Origin of the sequence: Flavobacterium kochi (assembly GCF_048286715.1) — a bacterium.
Taxonomy (GTDB): Bacteria; Bacteroidota; Bacteroidia; order Flavobacteriales; family Flavobacteriaceae; genus Flavobacterium.
This window is the reverse complement of sequence record NZ_JBLVPW010000055.1, coordinates 1-7945: the sequence shown is the minus strand read 5'-3', so window position 1 is coordinate 7945 and position 7945 is coordinate 1. Positions and strand designations below refer to the sequence as shown.

Genomic DNA, 7945 nt, shown 5'->3' with positions numbered 1-7945 from the left:
GCCTACTGCTGCCAAAGTGGAATACATGATATTTCCGCGTTTGAGTGCTTTGAGCGAAGTGTTATGGTCTCCAAAGGAAAATAAAAACTGGCCTTCTTTTCAAACTAAAATAGAGACGATGAAAAAGAGATATGACAGGTGGGGAGCTAATTATTTTAAAGAAAAAGAATAATAATTGGACTAATATGTATGAAGAGCGGCAGTGCATTTGCACTGCCTTTTTATGTAAACGAATGTCTGGGTCTATACTCTCTTGACCCTCATCGCCATGATACTTGGCAAGTAGCCTTTTACAAAAATCTAAAATCATTGCTTTTTCAAGTAGTCTATAGTAATTATCAGCGATTACCAAATCATCCAAATGAGCTAGGAAACATTTTTAGGTAGAGCCTTTTCTTTTTTTGTATGATTTAAAAATACGAAATTTCGTATTTTTATGCAACTAATTTTTAATATATTTGAAGTTGTGCAACAAGCACAGCAGCTACAATTGATATGGGTTACTGGCGTAATTTGAAAATGGTTTTGTGTTTGGAGTTTAGTGATAACCAAAAGTAAATCTGAAATTAGTCCCAAACCCTTTGTAGCACAGGGACGTTGGTAATTCATGTAGAGCGACTCGAAAACGGAAAAAGAACGAAATTTGACAAAACAAATTATGACACAAGAAAAGCAAATAATTGATTGTGAAAATAAACTTTTAGAAGCAATCAAAATTGGCAACATTAAGATTCTTGAAGAGCTTTTGCACGACAGTTTAATTTTTAATATCGCTACTGGAGAAACAATTACCAAATCAATGGATATTGAAAATTATCGTTCGGGCATTATGACTATTCATGACATTTCGGCAACTGACCAAATAATAAAAACTATTGAAAATATTTCTACTGTTGCGGTTACAGTTCATTTAAAAGGTAAATATGGCGACCAAATTATTGACGGAAAATTTAGATATTTAAGAATATGGAAATTATTTAATAATTCATGGAAAATAATTGCAGGAAGTGGATTTCAAATTTAATAAATAATAACTAACAGAGACAGGATAAAAAAAAGAACCGCCAACAGCAGTAACCTTTGCCAACAGCCTTATAAAAATCTAAATCATAATAGAAATAGAAAAAACAGCTTCGTTTAAGGACTTCTAAGGGGCGGTGTTTGTCTAATAGTTGTTTTTTAAAATACTGATCATCAGGGTTTAATTCATGTTTTTCGAATGAAATAATTTTATAACTTGCTGTTTGATAGTACTAGTATAACCCAAATAAATCAAAATGGATAAATTTTTATTAGTATTCTTAATTCAATTTTTGTTTTCTCAAAACATTTTTTCTCAAAAAAGAAAAATAATTGACGTTCATTTTCATACTCGTTCTGCTGGTGACTATGGTGCATCTATTCCCCCAAACCCAATAACAGGAAAACTACCCAATGCTCAAAGCAATGATGAAATATACAATAGTAACATTGCATTACTTCGAAAATATAATGTTGTAAAAGCAATTTGTTCGGGAACACTCCAGATAAATTCAGATTACATCGTAAAAGATCCCTCAAGATTTATTAGTTCATTAGAATATCCCGATCATCAAAATAATCATTTGCCAGATACAATAACATTTAAGAAACTATATGAAGAAAATAAATTTGCAGTTTTTGGAGAACTTGGATTGCAGTATGACGGCGAAAATTTAAGTGAATCAAGATTTCAGCCCTATTTGGCTATCTGCGAAAGATTAGGAATTCCAGTAGCTATTCACACCGGAATCGCTGCTCCAAAGACTCCATATACCTGCTGTCCAAATTTTAGAATAGAAAGTGGCAGGCCTTTGCTTATTGAACCAATATTAAATAAATACCCGAAACTAAAAATACAGCTTATGCACATGGGGTTTCCTTTTTTGGAGGAGACAAAAGCTCTGATGTATGTATATCCACAAGTATATGTAGATATATCCGCTATTGACTGGTTAGTTCCTAAAGAAGAGTTTTATAGCTATTTAAAGTCTTTGATTACAGCTGGTTTTGATAACCGAATAATGTATGGTTCTGACCAAATGATTTGGGAAGATGCAATACCGCTGTCTATAAAAAACATAGAGAATGCTCCGTTCTTAAACAAGACACAAAAAGATAATATTTTCTATAACAATGCCGCACGGTTTTTTAATATTAAGTAAAATACTACTGTCAACAGCTGCTATCTCAACGCTGTTTTTGCTGTATTTGTACGTTTCTTTTTCATATCTTTTTCATATCTTTTTGCCTGTGGAATAAACTAGGGCTCAAACCCGGGACTTGGTTGGAGTGATAAAGTAGCAATGGGAGTTTTATAATATTTTGGTGAAGAAAACCACCAAATGCCCATCGACAGATGTAGAATTGATTTTCTCAACTTATAATTAATGTCGGATTTTTAACTTTAACCAAAATCGACTAAAGACTAAAAAGAATATCTAAAAAGGGGCTTTCATTTTTGGACTTAAACAGCCCTTTTTAACGCTTTCTTACGGATTGTTTTTTTAGAAGCATAAGATGATTTTTTAAAGAAAGAATTTTAAATAAAGTTTTAATCTCTTATATTTACTTTCTGATTAATAATATAGTTCGTTTGGAGTTTTTAAACGTACTGACGGCAGAAGCAAACTGCTCTCGAAACTTAAAAAAATATAATGGAGAAATACTTACGACAATTAATTTCAATAGAATTTGACGATAAAAAAGAAATCTTTAGTGGTTTTCTCATTGATTGGACTGAAGATTGGATTTTACTAAAAAACAATCCTGTTGATTTTATAATTGATGGCTATACGATATTAAAAAACATAAATGTAAAGTCAATTATTCAAGATAAGGATCATGAATTCACAGAAAGAGTAATTAAACTTAAAGGTTTAAAAACAAGCGCAGAGGAAATAATTCCGCTTAAAGATTTATCTTCAATTATAAATTTTCTAGCGGATAAATATGAGATTTTTCAGATTACAAAAAAGTCAGATAAAGCTGTTTATCTCGGTAAACTCATAGAACTAAATGAGGAAGAACTGGTAATAGATTTTTTGGGACCCGAAGGGGAATTTGATGGTGAAATGAGTTTTAAGCAAAGCAAAATAAGAGTTATAGAATTTGATACCGATTATATCAATTCTTTGAAACTAATTATTGACGAAGAAAAAAAAAGTAAGTGACGACAACAATTGATAAAATAAAAGTGGAGCAGAAACCACTCTAAAAAAGGGCGACACCGAAAAGCCAAATGAGTAGGATAATTTATAAAAAAAAATCATATGTCAAATAACAATGTAACATTACATCGAGTTCTTAAAGCAACTCCCGAAAAAGTTTACCGTGCTTTTACCGAACCTACTGCTTTGTCGTTTTGGCTTCCTCCTTATGGATTTTTAGCTGTAGTTCATCAAATGGATGTACAAATAGGCGGTACTTATAAAATGTCCTTCACCAATTTTTCTACGGGCAACGGACATTCCTTTGGTGGAAAATTTTTGGAAATCAAACCGAATGAATTCTTAAAGCACACTGATAAATTTGACGACCCTAATTTACCGGGAGAAATGACCACTTCAATTTGGCTCAAGAAAGTTTCTTGCGGCACTGAACTTAAAATCATTCAGGAAGACATTCCTTCAGTTATACCGGCAGAAATGTGTTATTTAGGATGGCAGGAATCATTAGAGAAATTGGCTAAATTAGTTGAGCCGGAAATTCCGGATGCTTAAATCATTTAGTGAATCGTTTTTGTGAACAACTTTTTAAGGTAGACGAACAAAACCCCATACACACCCCATATTTTTTTCTCAGATAGTTCTCCAATAGTTTAATGACAGCATCTTTCTTTACTAGTTTTCTTTCATTCTTCAAAAGCTTTATTGTCAAATAAGTCAAAAACAGAATAAAATGAATAATGCAAATAGTAACCTTGTGAACGTCAGGTATATGGTAGAGGATGTTGCCGCTGCTGTTGCCTTTTATACAAAACATCTTGGTTTCTCTGTTGTGACGGACAGTGCACCTGCCTTTGCAGCTGTTGTTAGAGGAAACCTGCGACTATTACTTAGCGGAAGAACCAGTTCAGCCGGTAGGGCTATGCCAGATGGAACGCTACCTTTTCCAGGCGGATGGAACCGTATTGAACTTGTTGTTGAAGATATAAATGCCGAAGTTGCCAGACTTAAAAAAGAAGGACTCCATTTTCGTAATGAGATTATTACCGGACCTGGTGGTTCTCAAATTTTATTGATAGACCCTTCCGGTAATTTTATAGAACTTTTGCAGCCGCCTCATCAGTGGCGCTACACCAAATAAAATTTTAAATACTGTCGAAAGTTTTAAAAGAACAACTCGATAGGATAAGTATGGCAGATACATACAGCTAAGTTTTCGTTATGTGCATACTACGAATAATGAAAACTTGAAGGAATCGGAGTTTTAAAAAAAAAAATAATTGTAGTTTAAATCTTATATATTTACTTTGTAAATAAATTAACAAAAACAGATTTATAAAAAATGAAAACTTACAAATCAAAACTGGGTCCTGAATTAGTAATTCCAATTATAATAGTATTTGGGGGATTGACAATTAAAGTAGTATTAGAGAAAAGCTGGATTGGAATAGCTTTCACTTTTCTCGTCGTCTCATTTATATCTCATATGTTTATTACAACAAAATATAGGATTGAAAAAGAAAACTTAAACATAAAATGTGGTTTTCTTTTCAATGAAAATATAGGTATTAAAACTATTCTTAAAATTTCAGAAACAAATAATATTTTAAGTTCAGCAGCGACATCAATTGATAGACTGGAAATTATCTATAATAAATTTGATAGTGTTTTAGTTTCTCCTAAAGACAAAAAAGGTTTCATAGACAGTCTAACCGAAATTAACCCAAATATTGAAGTAAAATATGAAAAAAGTTAGCTGAATTGGAAAATCGACCAAAAGAGATGGTTTTGGAGTGAGTTTTTTTGCTTTTATTAATCGGACTACTATTTATTCTCATGGAGCCAACCTGATTTTTTTGATGTATTGTAATTACTTCGTGACTAGTATAAACAAGTTAACTGTTATATTTAAAATTGAAAAAAAATCTAAGTAAATTATTACTGAAAATCGGAAATAATCAAATAATGAGAAGTTTTCGGGCTTTTAAAGTCGGTTTAATTCTGATTATGAAACTTTGGAATAGTAAATCTAAAATCTCAATAAATGAAAGTAAAAGTTATAGGTATTCCAGTCCTTGACCAAGAAAAAGCATTAGCGTTCTATACCGAAAAATTGGGTTTTGTGAAAAAAGTAGATGTACCAATAGGAGAAGATAGCAGATGGTTAACTGTGGTAAGTAAGGAAGAACAAGATGGGCCAGAAGTTTTGTTGGAGCCGTCTCCCAACCATTTTGAGCCAGCCAAAATATATCAAAAAGCACTTTTTGACGCAGGAATCCCTTATACGCAATTCAATGTGGGCAACGTTCAGCTAGAATATGAGCGACTCGTTAGCCTAGGAGTTGAATTCAGCATGAAACCAACTGAAATGGGCACAGTGAAAATCGCTATTTTCAATGATACTTGTGGAAATAATATTCAAATTATTGAAATGCTTTAAAAATTGAAAACACTACCGCCGAAAGCAGCAGCTCAATTTCACAAGATATTAATACAGCTGTCATGACCTGGCTCGCCAAACAAAAACCACAACAAAAAACTATTTTGCTGCGGTTTTTTTAATTATACGATTACTTCCGTAAGTTAAGTATGGACTGAAAATTAAATCGTCGATAATTATGATTTAATATTGCATTTAAATTTTTCTCTCAATTAATGGAATTATCGCTACCTGACATCTAACTGATATTAAGTGAATAATCATTTCCTTTTTTATTTCATTTTTCAATGATGCTTTATTTAAAAAATAAGTTTCTTTAATGCTTCTAAATGTCGTTTGCGACGATTCAAATTGTCCACTTTTAATATCTCAATAGTAAGGCTGTCATTGAATTGCGTGATGGAGCTAATTAATGCGGCTCCTGCTTCGCTTACTCATTGTGTTTCTGTTTTTGTTGTTGTTTCGGTTGATCGTTTCGTTGCTGTTGCATTTGTTGCTGTCTGGCTTGCTGCTGTCTGGCTTGCTGCTGCATTTGCTGTTGTCTGGTTTGCTGTTCTTTAGCCTCCTGCTGCATTCGTTGCTGTCTTACCTGCTGTTCTTTAGCTTCCTGCTGCATTCGTTGCTGTCTGGCTTGCTGTTCGTTAGCCTCTTGCTGCATTCGTTGCTGTCTTGTCTGCTGTTCTTTAGCCTCCTGCTGCATTCGTTGCTGTCTGACCTGTTGTTCTCTACCTTCCTGCTGCATTCGTTGTTGTCTGGCCTGCTGTTCTTTAGCCTCCTGCTGCATTCGTTGCTGCTGTCTGTCTGGCTGATCATCACGCTGCCTTTGAACTGGTTGGTCATTACGCTTCCTTTGAATTTGCTGCTGTCTGGCTGGCTGATCATCAGGCTGTCGTTGAAGTTGCCTGTTATCACGTTGCTGTTGAGGCTGCTGCTGTCTCGATGGTTGGTTTTCTCTCTGTGGCTGAGTTCTACCATTTCTTTGCACAGCCGGTTTCAGATCTTTCATCGCCCGCACTTTGGACGGGGCAGGTCCTCGTCCGGCAGTCCTGTTTTTTTCTACCCGTGGTCTGTATATCTGAAGTTCTTTGTTGCTCAGATTCTGACCCGGTCTATTTCTTTCCCTTACAGTTACTGGGGAGATTGTTGTACCGGTTCGGCTTTGAACCTCAGTTCTATTGGGCCCTGCATTGTATCTTACCTGCGTTGAATAGTCTCTCTGAATATTATTTATCACAGTTGAATTGTTAATGATAGTAACATTATTTGATGAAGGAACATAATAATTATAAATGTTACTTCTTCCAAAATCACTGTCTCTTACACAGGTCCAATAATTATAGGGTAACCGATAACCACTGCCATAGGCAATAGTAATGCTAATACCAGGTCCTATCGGTGCCCATCCGTAATAACCTGCAGATCTTCTCCAGGTCACCCATCCCGGACCCCATTCGTAACCAGGAACCCAGATCCACTCATAATAAGGATCATAATACCAGCGTCCATAATGAAAAGGTGCCCATCCCCATGAATAATTAGAAACCCAAGTCCAGCCGACATTGGTGAATACCCAATAACCGTTAGTTCTATAAGGAATAAAGGAAGCTGATATATTAGGGACCCAAGCATATCCATATTCCGGGGTATCAATCCAATCACCGTATGGGCTTAAATCGTCATAAAAAATCTGGAAATTAATGGATACCTGTGCAGCTGCTTTTTGAGGTGCCATTAAGATAACCGAATTGACAGCAAGGAACAGAATAAAAATTTTAGCCGTTGCTTTCATAGTAATAATTGTTTAATTAACTGTTGATTAAAAAAAAACATAGTTAACTGTATCGTATTAAAGGTAAGTATTTTACGTGTCTATATCTGTTAAATAACTTTTAAAATAAGGCATCCTTCCCGCATTTCAAAATAGCCTTTATTAGAAAAGTTGGGTGTTGAATCTTGTCCTTTACTGAAATCAATAGTGGTGCACAAAAAACAGCGATAATAGATTCAAAGGTTTTTTGTCTATAATTTAAATAGTACGCCAACTATTTGAGTATTAAGAAGCATTTTGACAACGAGTCCTGGTTCCATCCTTTTGAATAAGTCCTTAAATTGTTTTAGTAATACCCAAAAGTCGCAACAAAACTATTGATGGGTAAAAAGATTTTTTGTTCCGATAAAGATTGTTGTTTTTTTCAAGAAAGGTTCATTTTTAATCACAAACGTTCACAATGCCCCCTTACCCCACAGAGTTTTTTAAGTAACTTCAGTAATTTCATGTTCTAAATTTGTAATATTTTATAGTCGTGTTCAGAGAATATCT

The 7945-nt window shown here is 34.2% G+C and carries 8 protein-coding genes; 7 read left to right on the top strand and 1 reads right to left on the bottom strand.

What is annotated here, in order from left to right; translation table 11 throughout:
• The first annotated feature begins 658 nt into the window (after window positions 1-658).
• The 7 genes from ACNQGH_RS21635 to ACNQGH_RS21605 all read left to right on the top strand — a co-directional run bounded on the left by ACNQGH_RS21635 (window position 659) and on the right by ACNQGH_RS21605 (window position 5625).
• A complete protein-coding gene (locus ACNQGH_RS21635; protein ID WP_417958095.1) occupies window positions 659-1024 on the top strand; it encodes a nuclear transport factor 2 family protein in 366 nt (121 codons plus the stop codon).
• A 253-nt stretch (window positions 1025-1277) separates the two neighbouring features.
• Window positions 1278-2183, top strand: a complete 906-nt coding sequence (locus tag ACNQGH_RS21630; RefSeq protein ID WP_417958094.1) for an amidohydrolase family protein — start codon at window positions 1278-1280, stop codon at window positions 2181-2183.
• A 492-nt stretch (window positions 2184-2675) separates the two neighbouring features.
• The gene (locus ACNQGH_RS21625; protein ID WP_417958093.1) at window positions 2676-3191 is read left to right on the top strand and encodes a hypothetical protein; all 516 of its coding nucleotides are present in this window, start codon (window positions 2676-2678) and stop codon (window positions 3189-3191) included.
• Between the two features lie 99 nt (window positions 3192-3290).
• A complete protein-coding gene (locus ACNQGH_RS21620) occupies window positions 3291-3740 on the top strand; it encodes an SRPBCC family protein (RefSeq protein WP_417958092.1) in 450 nt (149 codons plus the stop codon).
• Window positions 3741-3918: 178 nt separating this feature from the next.
• Complete coding sequence (locus tag ACNQGH_RS21615) at window positions 3919-4326, top strand: VOC family protein (RefSeq protein ID WP_417958091.1); 408 nt, start codon at window positions 3919-3921, stop codon at window positions 4324-4326.
• Between the two features lie 201 nt (window positions 4327-4527).
• Window positions 4528-4941: a PH domain-containing protein gene (locus tag ACNQGH_RS21610; RefSeq protein ID WP_417958090.1), complete on the top strand. Its 414-nt coding sequence runs from the start codon at window positions 4528-4530 to the stop codon at window positions 4939-4941.
• Between the two features lie 288 nt (window positions 4942-5229).
• Window positions 5230-5625, top strand: a complete 396-nt coding sequence (locus ACNQGH_RS21605; protein WP_417958089.1) for a VOC family protein — start codon at window positions 5230-5232, stop codon at window positions 5623-5625.
• Between the two features lie 430 nt (window positions 5626-6055).
• Here the strand turns inward: ACNQGH_RS21605 and ACNQGH_RS21600 are convergent, their stop codons facing one another.
• Complete coding sequence (locus ACNQGH_RS21600) at window positions 6056-7414, bottom strand: DUF6600 domain-containing protein (RefSeq protein ID WP_417958088.1); 1359 nt, start codon at window positions 7412-7414, stop codon at window positions 6056-6058.
• Window positions 7415-7945 lie beyond the last annotated feature (531 nt).

Bases quoted from the DNA above. Each gene is read 5' to 3' on its own strand.
- ACNQGH_RS21635 (WP_417958095.1), top strand. From the start codon at position 659: ATGACACAAGAAAAGCAAATAATTGATTGTGAAAATAAACTTTTAGAA.
- ACNQGH_RS21630 (WP_417958094.1), top strand. From the start codon at position 1,278: ATGGATAAATTTTTATTAGTATTCTTAATTCAATTTTTGTTTTCTCAA.
- ACNQGH_RS21625 (WP_417958093.1), top strand. From the start codon at position 2,676: ATGGAGAAATACTTACGACAATTAATTTCAATAGAATTTGACGATAAA.
- ACNQGH_RS21620 (WP_417958092.1), top strand. From the start codon at position 3,291: ATGTCAAATAACAATGTAACATTACATCGAGTTCTTAAAGCAACTCCC.
- ACNQGH_RS21615 (WP_417958091.1), top strand. From the start codon at position 3,919: ATGAATAATGCAAATAGTAACCTTGTGAACGTCAGGTATATGGTAGAG.
- ACNQGH_RS21610 (WP_417958090.1), top strand. From the start codon at position 4,528: ATGAAAACTTACAAATCAAAACTGGGTCCTGAATTAGTAATTCCAATT.
- ACNQGH_RS21605 (WP_417958089.1), top strand. From the start codon at position 5,230: ATGAAAGTAAAAGTTATAGGTATTCCAGTCCTTGACCAAGAAAAAGCA.
- ACNQGH_RS21600 (WP_417958088.1), bottom strand. From the start codon at position 7,414: ATGAAAGCAACGGCTAAAATTTTTATTCTGTTCCTTGCTGTCAATTCG.